At 54.9% G+C, this 20364-nt stretch carries 22 protein-coding genes; 16 read left to right on the forward strand and 6 right to left on the reverse strand.

Annotated features, from left to right (window positions below; genetic code table 11):
• Window positions 1–53: 53 nt before the first annotated feature.
• The 4 genes from ABFI50_RS06105 (at window position 54) to sstT (ending at window position 4296) form a co-directional block, all read left to right on the forward strand.
• A complete protein-coding gene (locus ABFI50_RS06105; RefSeq protein WP_014885318.1) occupies window positions 54–557 on the forward strand; it encodes a M48 family metallopeptidase in 504 nt (167 codons plus the stop codon).
• A gap of 70 nt (window positions 558–627) precedes the next feature.
• On the forward strand, window positions 628–1626 hold the full coding sequence (locus ABFI50_RS06110) for a Gfo/Idh/MocA family oxidoreductase (RefSeq protein WP_014885319.1): 999 nt from the start codon (window positions 628–630) through the stop codon (window positions 1624–1626).
• Between the two features lie 251 nt (window positions 1627–1877).
• A complete protein-coding gene (locus tag ABFI50_RS06115; RefSeq protein ID WP_045281421.1) occupies window positions 1878–2843 on the forward strand; it encodes a TerC family protein in 966 nt (321 codons plus the stop codon).
• Window positions 2844–3054: 211 nt separating this feature from the next.
• Window positions 3055–4296 (forward strand): serine/threonine transporter SstT, encoded by a 1242-nt coding sequence (sstT, locus tag ABFI50_RS06120; protein WP_023331360.1) that lies wholly within the window; start codon window positions 3055–3057, stop codon window positions 4294–4296.
• A gap of 93 nt (window positions 4297–4389) precedes the next feature.
• Here the strand turns inward: sstT and ABFI50_RS06125 are convergent, their stop codons facing one another.
• Window positions 4390–5877 (reverse strand): altronate dehydratase family protein, encoded by a 1488-nt coding sequence (locus ABFI50_RS06125; RefSeq protein WP_023337835.1) that lies wholly within the window; start codon window positions 5875–5877, stop codon window positions 4390–4392.
• 17 nt (window positions 5878–5894) lie between these two features.
• Window positions 5895–7307, reverse strand: a complete 1413-nt coding sequence (gene uxaC, locus ABFI50_RS06130) for a glucuronate isomerase (protein WP_347485620.1) — start codon at window positions 7305–7307, stop codon at window positions 5895–5897.
• Between the two features lie 474 nt (window positions 7308–7781).
• Here uxaC and ABFI50_RS06135 point away from each other — a divergent pair, with 474 nt between their 5' ends.
• The 11 genes from ABFI50_RS06135 to ABFI50_RS06185 all read left to right on the forward strand — a co-directional run bounded on the left by ABFI50_RS06135 (window position 7782) and on the right by ABFI50_RS06185 (window position 15174).
• The gene (locus ABFI50_RS06135; protein ID WP_023331362.1) at window positions 7782–9080 is read left to right on the forward strand and encodes an MFS transporter; all 1299 of its coding nucleotides are present in this window, start codon (window positions 7782–7784) and stop codon (window positions 9078–9080) included.
• 181 nt (window positions 9081–9261) lie between these two features.
• Window positions 9262–10038, forward strand: a complete 777-nt coding sequence (exuR, locus tag ABFI50_RS06140) for a transcriptional regulator ExuR (RefSeq protein WP_014885325.1) — start codon at window positions 9262–9264, stop codon at window positions 10036–10038.
• A gap of 343 nt (window positions 10039–10381) precedes the next feature.
• Entirely contained in the window at window positions 10382–11044 is a 663-nt protein-coding gene (yqjA, locus tag ABFI50_RS06145) for a DedA family general envelope maintenance protein YqjA (RefSeq protein ID WP_014885326.1), read from the forward strand.
• Between the two features lie 2 nt (window positions 11045–11046).
• Window positions 11047–11430, forward strand: a complete 384-nt coding sequence (gene mzrA, locus ABFI50_RS06150) for an EnvZ/OmpR regulon moderator MzrA (RefSeq protein WP_014885327.1) — start codon at window positions 11047–11049, stop codon at window positions 11428–11430.
• A 143-nt stretch (window positions 11431–11573) separates the two neighbouring features.
• Window positions 11574–11942, forward strand: coding sequence for a DUF1090 domain-containing protein (locus ABFI50_RS06155; RefSeq protein ID WP_014885328.1), 369 nt, complete (start codon window positions 11574–11576; stop codon window positions 11940–11942).
• A gap of 29 nt (window positions 11943–11971) precedes the next feature.
• The gene (locus tag ABFI50_RS06160; protein WP_008503141.1) at window positions 11972–12277 is read left to right on the forward strand and encodes a YqjD family protein; all 306 of its coding nucleotides are present in this window, start codon (window positions 11972–11974) and stop codon (window positions 12275–12277) included.
• Between the two features lies 1 nt (window position 12278).
• Window positions 12279–12677, forward strand: coding sequence for a phage holin family protein (locus ABFI50_RS06165; protein WP_014885329.1), 399 nt, complete (start codon window positions 12279–12281; stop codon window positions 12675–12677).
• Window positions 12674–12970 (forward strand): YqjK-like family protein, encoded by a 297-nt coding sequence (locus tag ABFI50_RS06170; protein WP_014885330.1) that lies wholly within the window; start codon window positions 12674–12676, stop codon window positions 12968–12970. Before ABFI50_RS06165 ends, ABFI50_RS06170 begins: the two co-directional genes overlap by 4 nt.
• 280 nt (window positions 12971–13250) lie before the next feature.
• On the forward strand, window positions 13251–13643 hold the full coding sequence (locus ABFI50_RS06175) for a DoxX family protein (RefSeq protein WP_014885331.1): 393 nt from the start codon (window positions 13251–13253) through the stop codon (window positions 13641–13643).
• A gap of 71 nt (window positions 13644–13714) precedes the next feature.
• Entirely contained in the window at window positions 13715–14701 is a 987-nt protein-coding gene (locus tag ABFI50_RS06180) for a glutathione S-transferase family protein (RefSeq protein WP_014885332.1), read from the forward strand.
• A gap of 107 nt (window positions 14702–14808) precedes the next feature.
• Complete coding sequence (locus ABFI50_RS06185) at window positions 14809–15174, forward strand: DUF805 domain-containing protein (protein ID WP_014885333.1); 366 nt, start codon at window positions 14809–14811, stop codon at window positions 15172–15174.
• Between the two features lie 41 nt (window positions 15175–15215).
• Here the strand turns inward: ABFI50_RS06185 and ABFI50_RS06190 are convergent, their stop codons facing one another.
• Window positions 15216–16118, reverse strand: coding sequence for a LysR family transcriptional regulator (locus ABFI50_RS06190; protein ID WP_014885334.1), 903 nt, complete (start codon window positions 16116–16118; stop codon window positions 15216–15218).
• A 104-nt stretch (window positions 16119–16222) separates the two neighbouring features.
• On the opposite strand from ABFI50_RS06190, the gene ABFI50_RS06195 reads away from it, so the two are divergent.
• Window positions 16223–16924 (forward strand): pirin family protein, encoded by a 702-nt coding sequence (locus ABFI50_RS06195; RefSeq protein WP_014885335.1) that lies wholly within the window; start codon window positions 16223–16225, stop codon window positions 16922–16924.
• 39 nt (window positions 16925–16963) lie between these two features.
• Here ABFI50_RS06195 and ABFI50_RS06200 read toward each other — a convergent pair whose 3' ends face one another.
• The 3 genes from ABFI50_RS06200 to ABFI50_RS06210 form a co-directional block, all read right to left on the reverse strand.
• Window positions 16964–18265 carry a serine dehydratase subunit alpha family protein gene (locus ABFI50_RS06200; RefSeq protein WP_176260245.1) on the reverse strand — a complete coding sequence of 434 codons (1302 nt, stop codon included), beginning with the start codon at window positions 18263–18265 and terminating at the stop codon, window positions 16964–16966.
• Between the two features lie 20 nt (window positions 18266–18285).
• Window positions 18286–19617, reverse strand: coding sequence for an amino acid permease (locus tag ABFI50_RS06205; protein ID WP_014885337.1), 1332 nt, complete (start codon window positions 19615–19617; stop codon window positions 18286–18288).
• A 261-nt stretch (window positions 19618–19878) separates the two neighbouring features.
• Window positions 19879–20289 carry a Spy/CpxP family protein refolding chaperone gene (locus ABFI50_RS06210; protein WP_023338812.1) on the reverse strand — a complete coding sequence of 137 codons (411 nt, stop codon included), beginning with the start codon at window positions 20287–20289 and terminating at the stop codon, window positions 19879–19881.
• Between the last annotated feature and the right edge of the window lie 75 nt (window positions 20290–20364).

The raw sequence follows: 20364 nt of genomic DNA on the forward strand, positions 1-20364 counted from the left end.
TCCCTGAAAAGGGTGCGTGAGTATACCCGTTTTATTGTCGATTTGGGGCGTTGATGAACCAACTTACTTATCTCCAGGGCTACCCGGAGCATTTACTTTCTCAGGTTCGCAGCCTGATTGCCGAGCAGAAGCTGGGCGCGGTGCTGGAAAAACGCTACCCCGGTACGCACGATTTCACGACCGATAAAGCCCTCTGGCAGTATACGCAGGATCTAAAAAGCCGGTATCTGAAGAGCGCGCCGCCGATCAACAAGGTGATGTACGACAACAAAATCCACGTTCTGAAAAACGCGCTCGGCCTGCACACCGCTATCTCCCGCGTGCAGGGCGGCAAGCTGAAAGCCAAAGCCGAGATCCGCGTGGCGACGGTTTTCCGTAACGCACCGGAAGCCTTTCTGCGGATGATCGTGGTCCATGAGCTGGCGCACCTGAAAGAGAAAGAGCACGACAAAGCGTTCTATTCCCTGTGCTGCCACATGGAGCCGCAGTACCACCAGCTGGAGTTTGATACCCGGCTGTGGCTGACGCATTTATCGTTAAAGAGTAATGCGCAGTAACGCACGCGAATTGTCATGATGACGTGCTACAGTGGTTAAAGGTTCCCCGCTACGGAGTACGTAAACGTTTATGATACGTTTCGCAGTCATTGGAACGAACTGGATCACGCGCCAGTTCGTCGACGCCGCCCACGAAACCGGCAAACTTAAACTCACCGCAGTCTATTCCCGCAGCCTTGAGCAGGCGCAGAGTTTTGCGAATGATTACCTCGTCGAGCATCTCTTCACCTCTCTCGACGAGATGGCGCAAAGCGACGCCATAGACGCGGTGTATATCGCCAGCCCGAATTCCCTGCACTTCCCCCAAACGAAGCTGTTTCTCAGCCATAAAAAGCATGTGATTTGCGAGAAGCCGCTGGCGTCGAATATCCAGGAAGTGGAAGCCGCCATCGCGCTTGCCCGCGAAAACCAGGTGGTGCTGTTCGAAGCGTTCAAAACGGCCAGCCTGCCGAATTTCCTGCTATTGCAGCAGTCGCTGCCGAAAATAGGCAAAGTGCGTAAAGCCTTCATCAACTACTGCCAGTACTCGTCGCGCTATCAGCGTTATCTGGACGGCGAGAACCCCAATACCTTTAACCCGGCCTTCTCTAACGGCTCGATTATGGATATCGGTTTTTACTGTCTGGCCTCTGCAATCGCGCTGTGGGGCGAGCCGCACGGCGTCACGGCCACGGCCAGCCTGCTGGAAAGCGGTGTGGATGCGCACGGGGTCGTGGTGCTGGATTACGGCGATTTCAGCGTCACGCTGCAGCACTCTAAAGTCAGTGATTCTGTGCTGCCGAGCGAAATTCAGGGCGAAGCCGGGTCGCTGGTGATTGAGAAGATTTCCGAGTGTCAGAAAGTGAGCTTTGTGCCGCGCGGCGGTAAAGCGCAGGAGCTGACGCAGCCTCAGCACATTAACACTATGCTCTATGAGGCAGAGGTCTTCGCCCGTCTCGTGGAAGACAACGAAGTGAATCACCCGGGCCTCGCGGTGAGCCGCACCACGGCGAAGCTGCAAACGGAGATCCGCCGTCAGACCGGCGTGGTGTTCCCGGCAGACGGCGTGGGCGCAGAAGCTATCGCGTAAAGCTGTGTAATGAAAAGGCGCAGACCATTGACGAAACCGATGGTCTGACATATTTTGTTACCTGCAAAGGGGAGTAACTTCTTCGCCGGTGGATCGTCATTACGATGCGTGCAAAATCGCATCCGGTCGCCGGGCAACCTTCGTGGTTGTAAGTGAGACCTTGCCGGAAGGCGAGGTCTATGCATAAAAAGCTAACGGCTATCGTCTTCTGACCTTAGCCGTTTTTGTTTTTTATGTGTAAGGAAAATAGTATGCATTCTGTCGGCACTCCAATGTTGTGGGGCGGATTCGCGGTTGTCGTGCTCATCATGCTGGCGATCGACCTCTTTTTGCAGGGGCGTCGCGGCGAGCACGGCATGTCCATAAAGCAGGCCGCCGTCTGGTCCCTGGTGTGGGTCACCCTCTCTCTGCTCTTCTGTGCTGCCTTCTGGTGGTACCTGGCCTCAACCGAAGGCCGTGCGGTGGCCGATCCTCAGGCGCTCGCCTTCCTCACCGGCTATCTGATTGAAAAAGCCCTCGCGGTCGATAACGTCTTCGTCTGGCTGATGCTGTTCAGTTACTTTGCCGTGCCTGCGTCGCTGCAGCGCCGTGTGCTGGTCTATGGCGTGCTGGGTGCGATTATCCTGCGTACGATCATGATCTTCGCCGGTAGCTGGCTGATTACCCAGTTCGAATGGCTGCTGTACGTCTTCGGCGCGTTCCTGCTGTTTACCGGTGTCAAAATGGCGCTGGCGAAAGAAGACGGCTCCGCGATTGGCGATCGCCCTCTGGTGAAGTGGATCCGCAGCCACCTGCGCATGACGGATAAGATCGAGAGCGAGCACTTCTTCGTGCGCAAGAACGGTCTGCTGTTTGCCACCCCGCTGCTGCTGGTGCTGATTCTGGTTGAGCTGAGCGACGTGATTTTCGCCGTAGACAGCATTCCGGCCATCTTTGCGGTGACGACAGATCCGTTCATCGTCCTGACCTCTAACCTGTTCGCGATCCTTGGCCTGCGCGCCATGTACTTCCTGCTGGCAGGTGCCGCAGAGCGCTTCTCGATGCTGAAGTATGGCCTGTCGGTGATCCTCGTGTTCATCGGTATCAAGATGCTGATCGTCGATTTCTACCATATCCCGATCGCTATCTCGCTCGGCGTGGTGTTCGGCATTCTGATCGTGACGCTGATTATCAATACCTGGGTTAACCGCCAGCACGATAAGAAGCAGCAGGTTTAGTGCGTTTTGCCGGGTAAGCTCAGCGCCACCCGGCATTTCCGTTAACCAATAGTTAAAAAACATGACGCAACACGTAAAATCCAGCATTTTACTCTTCCGCCTTGCCCTGCTTTCCCTGATACTCAACCAGGCAAACAAATACTTACATCCGGACATAAATGTGACTTAGAGCACATACAGGATGGAACGCAATTTCACTCAGGAATAACGTATGAGCACACAATCAAGCGGTCTGTTCGCGCGCCTGGCGCAGGGCAGCCTCGTTAAACAAATTCTCGTCGGGTTGGTACTGGGCATTCTGCTGGCAATGGTGTCAAAACCCGCTGCAGAAGCCACCGGGCTTCTCGGCACCCTCTTTGTTGGCGCCCTGAAGGCCGTCGCACCGGTTCTGGTTCTGATGCTGGTCATGGCCTCCATTGCCAACCACCAGCACGGACAAAAAACCAACATTCGCCCTATTCTGTTCCTGTATCTTCTGGGAACCTTCTCCGCTGCCTTAACGGCCGTGGTATTTAGCTTCCTGTTCCCGTCTACGCTGCACCTGACCAGCGCGGCCGGTGACATCACACCGCCGTCCGGCATTGTGGAAGTGCTGCGCGGTCTGCTGATGAGCATGGTATCCAACCCCATCACGGCGCTGATGAACGCGAACTACATCGGCATCCTGGTCTGGGCGATTGGTCTGGGCTTCGCGCTGCGTCACGGCAACGAGACCACGAAAAATCTGGTCAACGATTTATCGAATGCCGTCACCTTTATGGTGAAACTGGTGATTCGTTTTGCGCCAATCGGTATTTTCGGGCTGGTCTCCTCCACGCTGGCCACCACCGGTTTCGACGCGCTGTGGGGCTACGCGCAGCTGCTGGTTGTTCTGGTCGGCTGTATGCTGCTGGTGGCGCTGGTGATCAACCCGCTGCTGGTGTTCTGGCAGATCCGCCGCAACCCGTATCCACTGGTGCTAACCTGCCTGCGTGAGAGCGGGGTGTATGCCTTCTTCACCCGCAGCTCTGCGGCAAATATCCCGGTTAACATGGCGCTGGCGGAGAAGCTGAATCTGGACCGCGATACCTATTCCGTGTCGATCCCGCTGGGTGCGACCGTGAACATGGCGGGCGCGGCAATCACCATCACCGTGCTGACCCTGGCAGCGGTACATACCTTAGGTGTTCCGGTCGATCTACCAACGGCGCTGCTGCTGAGCGTAGTGGCTTCTCTGTGTGCCTGTGGCGCGTCCGGCGTGGCGGGTGGCTCGCTGCTGCTGATCCCACTGGCATGTAACATGTTCGGTATCCCGAACGAGATCGCCATGCAGGTTGTGGCCGTCGGCTTTATCATCGGCGTATTGCAGGACTCCTGCGAAACGGCGCTGAACTCCTCAACCGATGTGCTGTTCACCGCAGCGGCCTGTCAGGCGGAAGACGCGCGTTTAGCGAAGAACGCTCTGCGAGGTTAACAGCAAAGCGGCAACCTCTGGTTGCCGCTTTTAATGTTTTCACCCTCTCCCCGTGGGAGAGGGCCGGGGTGAGGGCACCAGCGCGCACTCAACCTAAAGCGTCACACCACTCTTAAAGATCGCCAGCTCGCGAAAATCGTTCTTCTCATTGCAGGTCTGTCTGCCGCTGGCAAACGCCACGATGGCGTCCACAAACTCCGTAAGCAGCTGCGGCATCGCTTTGCCGTGAATCAGCTGGCCTGCGTCGAAATCAATCCAGTGCTTTTTCTTCGCCGCCAGCTCGCTGTTGGTCGCGATTTTGACCGTCGGCACAAAACCACCGTACGGCGTGCCGCGACCGGTACTGAACAGCACCATGTGGCAGCCTGCCCCCGCCAGCGCACTGGTGGCGACCGCATCGTTACCCGGTGCGCTCAGCAGGTTCAGACCGTGGGTTTTCAGGCGCTCGCCGTAACGCAGGACGTCCACGACCTGGCTTGCCCCCGCTTTCTGGGTACAGCCGAGGGATTTCTCTTCAAGCGTCGTGATCCCGCCGGCTTTGTTACCCGGCGACGGGTTCTCATAAATCGGCTGATTATGGGCGATGAAGTACTGTTTGAAGTCGTTCACCATGGTGACGGTCTTCTCAAACGTCTCTTCGTCGCGGCAGTGGCTCATCAGAATGCGCTCTGCGCCGAACATTTCCGGCACCTCGGTCAGCACCGTTGTGCCACCGTTAGCGATCACGTAATCCGAGAAGCGGCCCAGCATCGGGTTCGCCGTGATGCCGGACAGGCCATCGGACCCGCCGCACTCCAGACCAAACTTCAGCTCGCTTAGCTTGCCCGGCTGGCGTTTATCGTGACGCATCACCTCGTACAGCTGGTGCAGATGTTCCACGCCCGCCTCCACTTCGTCATCCTGGTGCTGACACACCATAAAATGAACGCGCGCCGGGTCAAATTCGCCCAGCGTGTCGCGGAAGGCATCGACCTGGTTGTTTTCACAGCCGAGGCCAATCACCAGCACCGCTCCCGCGTTAGGGTGGCGCACCATGTTTTGCAGCATGGTGCGGGTGTTGATATGGTCGTCGCCGAGCTGCGAACAGCCGTAGGTATGGCTGAAGAGATGTACGCCGTCGGTACCCTCGGCATCGTGTGTCTCTTTCAGAAAACGCGTCTGGATCTGGCGTGCGATGCCGTTCACGCAGCCGACGGTTGGAAGGATCCACAGCTCGTTGCGGATCCCCACCTCACCGTTCGCACGACGGTAGATCTGCACGTCCCGATCCGCCGCCTGCTCTTCTTCCGACTGAAAATCAGGTTGATAGCTGTACTCGTCAAGATCGCTCAGATTTGTGCGGGTGTTGTGGGAATGAATATATTCACCCGGCGCAATATCCGCCAGTGCATGACCGATGGGCAAGCCGTACTTCACCACGTTCTCCCCTTTCGCAATGGGGATCAGGGCAAACTTGTGTCCACGCCCAACGGCCTGGCGTAACGTCACCGACTGGTTGTTGAAGGTCACTTCCGTCCCTTCGGTTAAATCTGCCAGCGCGACGGCAACGTTATCCAGCGAATGGATTTTGATGTATTGCATATCAACCTCAGACGGCCTTAGTTCAGTTCAATGGCGAAGTAGTCACGCGCATTGTTAAAGCAGATGTTTTTCACCATGTCGCCCAGCAGCTGGATATCGGCTGGCGCTTCGCCTGCGTGAACCCAACGGCCAATCATCTGGCACAAAATGCGGCGGAAATATTCATGGCGCGTATAGGACAGGAAGCTGCGGCTGTCAGTCAGCATGCCGACAAAGCGGCTCAGCAGGCCAAGCTGTGCCAGCTGCGTCATCTGACGCTCCATGCCATCTTTCTGGTCGTTGAACCACCAGCCGGAACCGAACTGCATCTTGCCCGGCATCCCTTCGCCCTGGAAGTTGCCAATCATGGTGCCCAGCACTTCGTTATCGCGCGGGTTCAGGCAGTACAGGATGGTTTTGGGCAGCAGGTTTTGTTCGTTCTGTTTGCTCAGCAGTTTAGATAACTCTTCCGCCAGCGGGCGATCGTTGATGGAGTCAAAGCCCACGTCAGCACCGAGCAGTTTGAACTGACGCTGGTTGTTGTTGCGCAGCGCGCCGATGTGGTACTGCTGTACCCAGCCGCGACGGGCGTATTCCGCACCGAGGAACACCAGCACCGCCGTTTTAAACTGCGCCACGTCGTGCTCGTTAAGCGTTTCACCCGAGAGACGACGCGCCAGAATGCTGTCCAGCTCGGCTTCGCTGGCGTCCGCAAACAGCACCACGTCCAGCGCATGGTCAGAGACTTTACAGCCATGTGCCGCAAAGTGATCCAGACGTTTGGTCAGCGCGGTTTGCAGATCGGCGAAACGGCGGATATCGGTATCGGACACCTCGGCCAGCTTCGCCATGTAATCGTTGAAGGTGGCCTGTTCGATGTTGAAAGCTTTGTCCGGGCGCCAGCTTGGCAACACTTTAATATCGAAAGAGGTATCTTTCGCCACGACAGCGTGATGTTCCAGGGAGTCAATGGGATCGTCGGTGGTACCCACCATCTTCACGTTCATCTGCTTCATGATACCGCGTGCGGAGAAGTTATCCTGCGCCAGCAGTTCGTTGCAATGGTCCCAGATTTCATCCGCAGTGGCAGGTGAAAGCAGTTTTCCGGTGATGCCAAACGGACGGCGCAGTTCCAGATGGGTCCAGTGAAAGAGCGGGTTGCCGATGGTGTGTGGAACGGTCGCGGCCCAGGCGTCAAACTTCTCGCGGTCGCTGGCGTCGCCGGTACACAGGCGCTCAGCCACACCGTTGGTGCGCATCGCACGCCATTTATAGTGGTCACCCTTCAGCCAGATGTCATACAGGTTTTTGAAACGGTAATTTTCGGCAACCTGCTGCGGCGGCAAGTGGCAGTGGTAGTCGAAAATCGGCTGGTCTTTGGCATAGTCATGGTATAGACGGCGAGCAAATTCGGTATCTAGCAGAAAATCGTCGGTCATAAACGGCGTCATTATCGTCATCCTCATTACGGGAGCGTCAGAAAGCGTATGTTCATATGCTGCAAAGTTATCACACCAATTTCCATCGGCAGACGTTTTTTTCGTGAGTAAGATCAATAAACGCCAACAAATAAATCCCCCTGAATGACGTAAACTCTTCTCCACCCCGCGCCAGTACTGGCTTCATCCGCAAAGCAGAATGCCCACACAAATAATCATACATTTGTGATGTCACTCACCTTTTAAAGTTGTATGACAAGTTATCTTTTCGCCGTCGCAAACCATAAGCCGACGGAATGCATTGCCGGTGTGAAACATCGGATTTAACGGTACGGATACCGACTGAAAGACGCTTACTGATGGCAAAGTTCGGGCCGTTCCGGAAACACCTTCCGGCTACGCCCCTCCCGTTACACAGCTGCTCCCGGAAACGGTTGAGAGGTTGCCGTGCTCTGGCACGGAAATAACATAACGATGAGGTTTTAGATGCGTAAAATTAAAGGGTTACGTTGGTATATGATCGCACTGGTGACGCTGGGCACCGTGCTGGGCTACCTGACGCGTAACACCATAGCGGCGGCGGCGCCTACGCTAATGGAAGAGCTGCACATTTCAACCCAGCAATATTCCTACATCATTGCGGCCTACTCCGCGGCTTATACCATTATGCAGCCGGTTGCTGGCTATGTTCTGGATATTTTAGGCACCAAAATCGGCTATGCCTTCTTCGCCGTCACCTGGGCCATTTTCTGTGGCGCAACGGCGCTGGCAGGCAGCTGGGGCGGGCTCGCGCTGGCGCGTGGTGCAGTAGGTGCCGCCGAAGCGGCAATGATCCCGGCAGGGCTGAAAGCCAGCTCCGAATGGTTCCCGGCGAAAGAGCGTTCCATTGCTGTCGGATACTTCAACGTGGGGTCGTCGATTGGCGCGATGATTGCACCGCCGCTGGTGGTGTGGGCTATCGTGATGCACAGCTGGCAGCTGGCGTTCATTATCTCAGGCGTGCTGAGCTTCGCATGGGCAATGGCGTGGCTGATTTTCTACAAGCATCCGCGCGACCAGAAAAAACTCTCCGAAGAAGAACGCGAATACATTATTGGCGGTCAGGAAGCGCAGCATCAGGTCAACAACGGCAAGAAACTGTCCGTCTGGCAGATCCTGGGCACCCGTCAGTTCTGGGGTATTGCCCTGCCGCGCTTCCTCGCTGAGCCTGCCTGGGGGACGTTCAACGCGTGGATCCCGCTGTTCATGTTTAAGGTCTACGGCTTTAACCTGAAAGAGATCGCGATGTTCGCCTGGATGCCGATGCTGTTCGCCGATCTGGGCTGTATCGTGGGTGGCTACCTGCCTCCGCTGTTCCAGCGCTGGTTTGGTGTGAACCTGATTGTCTCCCGTAAAATGGTCGTGACCATGGGCGCGCTGCTGATGATTGGACCGGGGATGATTGGCCTGTTCACCAGCCCTTACGTGGCTATCGCGCTGCTGTGCGTTGGCGGTTTTGCTCACCAGTCACTTTCCGGCGCGCTGATTACGCTCTCGTCTGACGTCTTCGGCCGTAATGAAGTCGCCACCGCTAACGGCCTGACCGGGATGGCGGCATGGACTGCAAGTACGCTGTTTGCGCTGGTAGTGGGTGCCCTGGCAGACACCATCGGCTTTAGCCCGCTGTTCGCCGTGCTGGCCGTCTTCGACCTGATGGGTGCGGTAGTGATCTGGACGGTACTGAAAAACAAATCCGCCGAGGAGCTGCAGAAAGAGACGCTCGGGAAACCGGCTACGCAGAGTTAGCATCGCTGTGCCGGGTGGCGGCTTCGCCTTACCCGGCCTACAAAACCCGTAGGCCCGTGCAAGCGAAGCGCCGCCGGGCATTAAAGGCCGCTCCGTAGCGGCTTTTTTCATGTCAAAATCTGGAGAGTGGCACGCAGAAGTGGTATAACAAATCATCTGCCGTACCCTGCCTGGAGCGCATATGGACATCACCGAACCACGTCGTTTATATCAACAACTTGCTGCGGAGCTGAAAGATCGCATCGAGCAAGGCGTCTATCTTGTCGGTGATAAACTTCCCGCCGAGCGTTTCATTGCCGATGAAAAAAGCGTGAGCCGTACCGTCGTGCGTGAAGCCATTATCATGCTGGAAGTGGAAGGCTATGTTGAGGTCCGCAAAGGCTCCGGTATTCATGTGATTTCCAATCAGCCTAAACACTCTCCGGTAACGGATGAAAGTCTGGAATTCGCCAGCTATGGTCCGTTTGAGCTGCTCCAGGCTCGCCAGTTAATCGAAAGCAATATTGCCGAATTTGCCGCGACGCAGGTGACCAAGCAGGACATCATGAAGTTAATGGAAATCCAGGAGAACGCCCGCAAAGAAAAATGTTTCCGGGATTCTGAGTGGGACCTGCAGTTTCACGTTCAGGTTGCGCTGGCAACCCAGAATACGGCGTTGGCGGCAATCGTTGAGAAAATGTGGACTCAGCGCGTTCACAACCCTTACTGGAAAAAACTGCACGATCATATCGATTCCCGCACCGTCGACAACTGGTGTGACGATCATGATCAAATCCTTAAAGCGCTGATTCGTAAAGATCCTCACGCGGCAAAACTGGCGATGTGGCAACATCTGGAAAACACCAAGCAGATGCTGTTCAATGAAACCAGCGACGACTTCGAATTTAACGCAGACCGCTATCTTTTTGCTGATAATCCAGTGGTTCATCTTGATACGGCACCCAGTGCCGCAAAATAGATGACCTTTCTGCTGGCAGGCGCTTCGCTGCGCCTTCCGGCTTAAGTGGGTAAGCAAAACATATATAGTGTCAGCCTTTGTAAATCCCCTCGCTCACTTCCAGGGCTTACGCCAAAATCACCTCACCCTGCAAATTCTGTGACGCAGAACGTTGGGCTTTGTTACAATTGGATTCACTTCGTTATTTTGTAAGTTAGTGCTTGCTAACCAGCCAATTAACAGGGAACAGTGTTGGCCACACCGCAATGTGTCCGCGAGCGACCATAATGAAATCACAACAATGTCGCCGTACTGTTTGTCCCGGCTAACAGGCGTGACGTTAACCGATTTCCAGGAACACTGAATGGAACTTTTGACTCAACTACTGCAAGCCCTCTGGGCGCAGGATTTTGAAACGCTGGCCAACCCTTCCATGATTGGCATGCTCTATTTTGTCTTATTTATGATCCTGTTCCTGGAGAATGGTTTGCTGCCTGCGGCCTTCTTACCGGGTGACAGTTTGCTGGTGCTTGTCGGTGTGCTGTGTGCCAAAGGGGCAATGGCATTCCCGCAAACCGTTTTATTACTGACCATCGCGGCCAGCCTCGGCTGCTGGGTAAGTTATATCCAGGGAAGGTGGCTGGGCAATACCCGGATCGTACAGAACTGGCTTTCTCATCTGCCGGCGCATTACCACCAGCGGGCGCATCACCTTTTCCATAAGCACGGGCTTTCCGCACTGCTGATGGGCCGCTTTATTGCCTTTGTGCGCACCCTGCTGCCCACCATTGCCGGGCTGTCCGGGTTGAGCAGCACGCGCTTCCAGTTCTTTAACTGGATGAGCGGCCTGCTGTGGGTGCTGATCCTGACGACGCTGGGCTATGCGCTGGGTAAAACGCCGGTCTTCATGAAATACGAAGATCAGCTGATGTCCTGTCTGATGCTGCTTCCAGTGGTTCTGCTGGTCTTCGGCCTGATTGGCTCGCTGGTCGTTCTGTGGAAGAAAAAGTACGGAGCGCGAGGTTAACGATGGTTATCTCTCCCCTCGCCCTGCGCCGTTCTGCCTGTGCATTCATTGTACTGATGTTCCTCTGCGCCCTTCTGCTGGCCTGGAGCGCGCTTTCACATGAGGAATCTACGCTGGCCATTCGTCCGGTTAATCAGGGCGCCAGCGTGCCCGACGGTTTCTCTGTCTGGCATCATCTGGACGCGAACGGGATCCGCTTTAAAAGCATTACGCCGAAAGACGATGTGCTACTGATCAAGTTTGACTCCCGCACGCAAAGCGCCGCGGCGAAAGCGGTTCTTGACCGTACGCTGCCGCGTGGGTATATCATTGCCCAGCAGGAAGATGACAACCAGCCAGCGGCGTGGCTGTCATTGATTCGCGATACGTCGCATCGGTTTGGATAATTACCAGGATTCCGAATCTTTTCACTCACTTTGGTGAATCCCCCGTTTACTTACTATGCTTAAGTACGCGGAGCACCCCTCGAATGTACTCCGCATCATTCTGGAAAGCGGCTTACGCTGCAACACAATGGAAGGTTTCGATAATGAAATTCCGCATGACTCTGGCTCTGGCCCTTTTTTCTTTAAGCACAGCGACCTTCGCCAACTCTCTCTGTCAGGAGAAAGAACAGGATATTCAGCGTGAGATCGGTTATGCCGAAAAGCATAACAATCAGCACCGTGTTGATGGTCTTAAAAAAGCGCTGAGCGAAGTGAAAGCAAACTGTACAGACAGCAAGCTACGTGCCGATCATCAGAAAAAAATCGCTGAACAGAAGGACGAGATAGCCGAGCGCCGTCAAGACCTGCAGGAAGCGAAAGAGAAAGGGGATGCGGAAAAAATTGCTAAGCGCGAGAAGAAGTTGAAAGAAGCGCAGGACGACCTGAAAGCGCTGGAAGCTCGCGATTATTGAGTTAACGGAAATCTCAACAGGAGAGAATCATGTCAAAAGATACGACGTCTGAACATCTGCGCGCTGAACTGAAATCCCTGGCCGATACCCTTGAAGAGGTGTTGAACTCTTCCGCCGACAAGTCGAAAGAAGAAGTGAGCAAGCTGCGTAGCAAAGCGGAGCAGGCGCTGAAAGAGAGCCGCTACCGCCTGGGTGAAACCGGTGATGCACTGGCAAAACAGACCCGTGAAGCGGCGGCTCGCGCGGACGAATATGTGCGCGATAATCCATGGACGGGGGTAGGTATTGGTGCCGCCGTCGGTGTGGTACTGGGTGTTCTTCTGACGCGTCGTTGATATGGAAGATCCTCGTCACGCACAAGGGCCTGCTAACAACGTCCTCGGCATCGGCCAGCGTATTTTAACCACGCTGGTCGGGATTGCCGAAACGCGCGTCCGGCTGGCAGTGGTCGAGCTGGAAGAGGAGAAAGCAAATCTCTTCCAGATGCTGCTGATGCTCGGCCTGACCATGCTCTTCGCCGCGTTTGGTCTGATGAGCCTGATGGTGTTAATCATCTGGGCCATTGATCCGCAGTATCGACTCAACGCGATGATTGCCACCACCGTCGTTTTGCTGGTCGCCGCGTTGATTGGCGGCATCTGGACGCTGCGCAAAGCACGCAAGTCGACTTTCCTGCGCCATACGCGTCAGGAGCTGGCTAACGATCGCGCCCTGCTGGAGGATGACAAGCCGTGAGCGATAAAGCCGAACGTCAGAAGCGCAAAGCCTACCTGTTAAGTCAGATCCAGCAGCAACGGCTGGATCTTTCTGCCAGCCGTCGCGACTGGATTGACGCGACGCGGCGGTTTGACCGTGGCTGGAATACCTTTCTGAGCCTGCGTTCATGGGCGCTGGTCGGCAGTAGCGTCATGGCTATCTGGACGGTTCGTCATCCAAATATGCTCATCCGCTGGGCACGCCGCGGTTTTGGTGCCTGGAGCGCCTGGCGTTTGGTGAAAGCGACGTTGCGTCAGCAGCAGTTGAGGTAGCCTTCTCGCCGGGTGGCGGCTTCGAGGTAAAAGCAAAACGGTAACTCAGGTTACCGTTTTTTGTTTTTGCGCCCTCTCCCCGTGGGAGAGAGTTGGGGTGAGGGCACCAGCGCGTACCTGTTTTTACTCAATATCTTTGAAGAAGATTGACAGTTTTCCTTGCTAACAATTGTCACCCGCCCCGTTTATTATCCTCTCCATCGACAGCATATCCGCGGTATCTACCCGGAATTGCACACAAATAAAGTTCAGCCGCTGATGTGGTTTCCTGGAGAGTAAAATGAAAAAATTAGAAGATGTTGGTGTACTGGTAGCGCGTATTCTGATGCCAATCCTGTTTATCGTAGCGGGTTGGGGAAAAATCACCGGTTATGCGGGTACCCAGCAGTACATGGAAGCCATGGGCGTGCCGGGGTTCCTGCTGCCTCTGACCATTCTGCTTGAGTTCGGCGGCGGTCTGGCGGTTCTGTTCGGTTTCCTGACCCGTACCACCGCGCTGTTTACCGCGGGCTTCACCGTGCTGACAGCGTTCATCTTCCACAGCAACTTTGCGGAAGGCGTGAACTCTCTGATGTTCATGAAAAACCTGACCATCGCGGGTGGCTTCCTGCTGCTGGCAGTCACTGGCCCGGGCGCATACAGCATCGACCGCCTTCTGAATAAGAAGTGGTAAGCACGCTATACTGAATAAACACAAAGCGAGGAGACATCTCCTCGCTTTTGCTATCTGACGGAGGAGAAAAAATGGGACAACTCGTAGACGGCGTCTGGCAGGATGTCTGGTATGACACAAAATCCACCGGAGGACGCTTTAAGCGCTCTGTTTCGGCCTTCCGTAACTGGCTGACCGCCGATGGCGCACCTGGCCCGAGCGGTGAAGGCGGCTTCGCGGCCGAGAAAGATCGTTATCATCTTTATGTTTCTCTGGCCTGCCCGTGGGCACACCGCACGCTGATTGTGCGCAAACTTAAAGGCCTTGAATCCCTCATTCCGGTTTCGGTGGTCAACCCGCTGATGCTGGAAAACGGCTGGACGTTTGACAGTGATTTCCCCGCCGCGACCGGCGACGATCTTTACCACCACGATTTCCTCTACCAGCTTTATTTGCGCGCCGATCCGCACTACACCGGACGCGTTACTGTCCCGGTACTGTGGGACAAGAAAAACCAGACGATTGTCAGCAACGAATCTGCGGAAATCATCCGCATGTTTAATACCGCGTTTGATGCACACGGCGCCCGCGCCGGGGACTACTACCCGGTTGAGCTGCGCGATAAAATTGACGAGCTGAACAGCTGGATCTACGACAACGTCAACAACGGTGTCTATAAAGCCGGGTTTGCGACCAGCCAGGAAGCCTATGACGACGCGGTCGGGAAAGTGTTTGAATCGCTGGAGCGTCTGGAGCAGATCCTAGGCCAGCATCGCTATCTGACAGGCGACCGCCTGACGGAAGCCGATATTCGTCTGTGGACCACGCTGGTGCGCTTTGATCCGGTCTATGTCACTCACTTTAAGTGCGACAAGCATCGTATCAGTGACTATCTGAACCTGTATGGTTTCCTGCGCGACATCTACCAGATGCCGGGCATTGCCGAAACGGTCGACTTCGACCATATCCGCACCCACTATTTCCGCAGCCACAAGACCATTAATCCGACGGGCATTATCTCCATCGGCCCGTGGCAGGATCTGGATGAGCCTCACGGTCGCGACGTGCGTTTTGGATAAATATCAAGGGCATCACCAGATGCCCTTTTTTAATTCACAATCTCCATCTATCCTTATCTCGATCGCTTAAAAAACAAGTGATTGACCGATTATTGAGGCAAGGAAAAATGGACTGGTATTTAAACGTACTGCGCAACTATATTGGATTTGGTGGCCGCGCCCGCCGCAAAGAGTACTGGATGTTCATTCTGGTGAACTTCATCTTCGCGCTGGTGCTAAGCATCGTGGATAAAATTCTGGGCTGGGAGTGGGCGAGCGGGGAAGGCGTTCTCACCTCAATTTACGGCTTATTTATTCTGTTGCCTTCCTGGGCCGTGCAGTTTCGACGCCTCCACGATACCGATCGTTCGGCGTGGTGGCTGTTGCTGCTGCTGATCCCGATCGTGGGATGGATTGTGATTTTGATCTTCAACTGCCAGTCCGGTACGCCGGGCGAAAACCGCTTTGGTCCGGATCCTAAGATCGCTGCGTAAATTATTGCCCGGTGGCGCTTACGCTTACCGGGCCTGCACGCTTATTTGTTGTGGTGCGCAAAGAGTTTGGGTATTTCGCGCAGGCACCACGATTTGGCTTCGCCCATGCTGTCGCGACGCCAGGCCATAATAATGTCCACTTCGCTGGTGTACTCCGGGCTCACAACGCGCAGACGCCCTTCCGCAATATCTTTTTCCACAAACGGATACGGCATGGTTGCCACGCCAAGCCCGGCCAGCAGCGCCTGTCGTTTGTCTTCCAGTGAAGTGACCGTCAGACGAGGCTGTTTATCCAGCAACTGCACCGTCAGCACCGGACGTTCACGCGCGGTATCAGCGACCGCCACGCCGCGATACTTCACGCGCGTCACCTCAGAGAGCGGCTCTGGCTCCTGGTGAATCGGGTGATTGGGTGCGGCAACGTAAACGTTCATCACGCTGTAGAGCTTGCGCGAGTTGATTTCCGACGACGAGCGGAAGTGCATATCCGGCGCAATAACGATATCCGCCCTGCCCGTCTCCAGGCGCTCCCACGCGCCTGCCAGCACTTCGGTAATGATCGACAGCTGCGTGTTCGCTTTATCAGCCAGACGGTCCACCAGCGGGAACAGCGCTTCAGTAGGCACCAGCGCTTCGGTCACTAACGTCAGATGGGTTTCCCAACCGCGTGCCAGCGCTTCGGCATCGGTCGTTAACTTATCCGCCGCTTCCAGCAACACGCGACCGCGCTCCAGCAGCATTCGGCCCACGTTGGTGAATTTTGTTCGATGACCGGAGCGGTCAAACAGCACCACGTCCAGCTCCTCTTCCAGCTTCTGCATAGTGTAACTCAGCGCCGACGGAACGCGCCCCAGTTCATCAGCGGCTGCCGCAAAACTGCCGCGCCGGTCAATCGCGTCCATGACGCGAAGCGCCTCAAGCGTCAATGCTCTCTCTTTAGCCATCTCGTTCTCATTCAGGAAATTTGAACATACCGGGCAGAATATCTGGCTAACAATGCAGCGTCCATACCTTTACCATTGTTTTAGTGTAAAGAGAGGTCAAGTTTATGATTACGACAAGAACAGCTAAACAGTGCGGACAAGCCGATTTCGGCTGGCTGCAGGCCCGCTACACCTTTTCTTTTGGACACTACTTTGACCCTAAACTCCTCGGTTACGCTTCATTACGCGTATTGAACCAGGAAGTGCTCGCCCCTGGCGCGTCCTTCCAGCCGCGTACGTACCCGAAAGTCGATATCCTGAACCTGATCCTGGAAGGCGAGGCAGAATACCGCGATAGCGAGGGCAATCATGTCCAGGCAAAGGCTGGCGAAGCGTTGTTAATTTCCACACAGCCGGGCATCAGTTACAGCGAGCATAACCTCAGCAAAGATAAAACGCTGACCCGTATGCAGTTGTGGCTGGACGCCTGCCCTGAGCGGGAAAATCCGCTGGTACAAAAGGTAGATTTAACGGGCGATAAGCAGCAGCTGATTGCGTCGCCTGATGGCAGCAAAGGCAGCCTGCAGCTGCGTCAGCAGGTATGGCTGCATCATATCGAACTGAAGAAAGGTGAGCAGGCGAGCTTCCAGCTTCATGGACCGCGTGCGTATTTACAGTCCATCCACGGTACGGTGCATGCCGTAACGCATACGGAAGAGAAAGAGGCGCTCACCTGTGGTGACGGGGCGTTTATTCGTGATGAAGCGAATATTACCCTGGAGGCCGATACGGCATTGCGGGCGCTACTGATTGATTTACCGGTGTAATTAACCTTACCCCTCTCCCAAACGGGAGAGGGGTATTCTTTACACCTTACTCGCCATAATCTCGATAATCTGCCGATCCGTTGCCTGCATCGAGCGGCACGCCAGTGCGCACAGGTTGGAAATAGACTGTTCCACATCGTGCGCCACAATCCCCTCATTGCCCGTTACGGCAGAATCGTCCAGCGCCATCATGACTGCTTTCCAGGCACTGTTGACGCTGGTGGAGACTTTCATCGCGCAGCTATTGGAGGCGCCATCACAGATCATCCCACTGACATCCCCGATCATACTGCCGATTGCCATCGCAACCGTCTTGTAGCTTCCGTCCATCAGCCACGCCATACCTGCCGCTGCGCCCATTGCCGCCGTCGTTGCTGCACATAATGCGGACAAGCGCGGAAGCTGGTAGTGGATATAAATGGCCGACAGATGTGAAAGCATCAGCGCCCGCGCCAGCCGCTCGTCGTCAGCCTGAACGTGTTCAGCCACAACAACAACCGGCATAGTCGCGGTGATCCCCTGGTTTCCTGACCCGGAATTACTCATCGCTGGCAGTGTCGCACCGCCCATGCGGGCATCCGAGGCCGCGCTGGTGCGGATAACAATATCTGAACCCAGATCCTGTGCCATCCATCCGCGGGTGCGCTGTTTATCGAGCGTCGCACCAATGTGCAACCCCCATTGCCCGCTGAGCCCTTCGCGTGAGAGCGCATCGTTCAAACGCCCGGCATCAAGGATAAACCGGATCGCATCGAACGGGACCTGCTCGACAAACTCCAGGATCTGCGAAAGCGTCGTGGTTGACAGCACCGCCAGGGGGTCACTCCCTGCCTCTGCCTGTTGATCGTCCAGCCTGAAGCGCGTTTCGCCCTGACACACCACTTCCACCACACGGGTATGCCCGCCCGCGATAGTCACCATCGCCGAGGCATCACCGGCGTATACACAGGCCCGTGAATAGAGAATCTCTTCGCACGGTTCCTGAAGTTTCACCTGCACCTGACCGGCATTCAGCAGCGCTTTAGCCCGTACCAGCGCATCCGCGCTGGCATCTTTCAGTACCTCCAGCCCCGCCTGCGCATTACCACCGATGGCGCCCAGCGCCGCCGCAATCGGCAACCCGACCATTCCGGTACCCGGCACCGTTACGCCCAGCCCGTTCTTCATCAGGTTCGGCGATACCCACGCCTCAATATGTGTTACGTCGCCTGACAGGTGCTCTGCGGCAATTGCACAAGCCAGCGCCAGAGAAACGGGTTCGGTGCACCCCAGTGCAGGTTTAACTTCTTCCTGCACCACGCGAATAAATTGATTCCATAAAGGATGAGTTTGCTCAGACATCGTTACGACCTTAATTACCCTCAGGAGAATGCGAGGAAAGGAGAAACACAAAGCAGCAGCCCGGTGATAACAATAATCACCAGCGACACGCCTTTATATTTATGCAGTGCTGGCACTTTATAGACCAGCCATGCAGGGATCAGGCAGCCCACCATGCCGAAGATAGGGCTACAAATGGAGGTGAAGCTCAATACCGGCGCGTTTAAGACAATCGCGCTCCAGGCCAGCAGAATGGCGAATAACATGATGCCGCGCTGGACGGTGCTTTCATTGATTTTCTCTGTTGGCATTTTGCGGCGCAGGACGTTCATGACGATCCCCTGCGTGGCCTCACGAAAGCCCAGATAGACGCCGAAGAACGCCGTCATCACGGCAAAGATATTGAGAATTACGCTGACGATTTTGACCCAGCCCGCACCGTCGCCGCTGATAAATTGCGCCGCGATCGCCAGGGCAGAGATATTCTGCTCGTAGGCTTTTACCGCTTCGTCGTGTCCCATTGCCAGGGTGAAAGAGACAGCGTAAAAGAAGACCGTCACAAACAGTACGCCAAAAGCGATATTCATTGCCCGCAATGCTTTGTGTCGTGCCACTTCAACGGACTTTTCCCGTGAGCGGTACGAGATAACCATCGGGCTTAAAGTCTGAATAAACAGAATGGAGGTTAAGGTAAAGGGCAACGTAATAATGGCGTTTTTAATCAGCAGACCCACCGGTGGCAGCATGCCCACATTGGCTAAATGCCAGAGGCCAATCATCGACAGCCCCAGCGCGGCAACCACGAATAGTTTGGTCAGCACCATCAGGCTGGAGACCTTAAACAGCAGCTTTTCACCGCGTGAAGAAATGGCGACCAGAATGCAGATCAGGAATAAACCGTAGAACGGATTGTCAGACAGCAACCCGTCGGTCACACCGAAAGTATGCAAATACGATGCGCTGTCGTTGGTGATGGCAGTGGAATAAACAAACATCCAGATCACCAGCATCACGAAATAGAGCGCACCTAATAGGATGCCCCAGTTTTTACCTAAGTAACCACTAATTACGCTTGGGTAGTCTTTGCATTCCGGAGACTCCGCCAGCGTATTAATAAACAAACGCTGGAACAGATACATGGCCGGATAACCAATAATCGACGAGAGCAAAAAGACCCACAATCCCATTAATCCAACCTGCACAGGGAGAAAAACAATCCCCGCGCCGATGGCCATCCCGATACTCATGATGACCCAACCCGTGTCGGTGCTGTCGAATTTAATCGCTTCTCGCCACTCGCTTTCACTCATTCCCGCCCGCCTTGCCGCAGGGGAATCATTCACAATCACACTGCTGTTTGTTGCCGTATCCATTGGGTACTCGCTTATTTTGTAGGGTAAACAGTTGTTTTTATTAGATTCCGATCGCCAGCGATTGCGAGTCAGAGGGCAGCAGGTGCTTGTTATTGGTGTGGGAAGATCATATCCGGAGCGAGGGAGAAAAAAGTCACAAGTTTTATGAGGATTTTCAAGGACTGGAGGAAAAATTTCTTTTTTTAATTCTTTAAATGCATAACTTTTCTGAAAGTGACGACGATCAAGAAATAAAAACCCGCGCCGTGCGCGGGTAGGAAATCACTCAGCCAGCGCGTTAGCCATATCGGTTTTGACCTGCTTACGCTGCTCCGGCGTCAGCACCTGGCTGACGTCAAAGTAATATTTCACTCGGTAGTAGCGCGCCTGCTGCTCAATCTTACTGAAGGCAGAGAGCTGGCTTTTCACCGTGCTTTCGTCCCATTTACCCGCCTGGAACATGTCGATCAGCGCGCCGTCCTTCACGCCCGTCATTGGGATCTTGCTGACGTTTTGCTCCAGTTGCTGATGCAACTCTTTAATCTTATTAATCTGCTCATTGCTGAGCTTCAGGTGCTGTACCAGCGGATCCTGCGATGGAGACGGGGCTGCCTCAACGTTCGCGGCCTGCGCGGTAAAACTGCACACCGCCAACGACGCTGCAATCAAAGCAATACGGGTCATTTTCATCATCTTACTGTCCTTACATTTTGTTATTGGGAAAAGCAGGAACATTGTTTTTCAAGAGCGGATGAATATGTATGAGTA

Source organism: Enterobacter sp. HNDS-6 (genome assembly GCF_039850505.1).
Lineage (GTDB): Bacteria > Pseudomonadota > Gammaproteobacteria > Enterobacterales > Enterobacteriaceae > Enterobacter > Enterobacter kobei.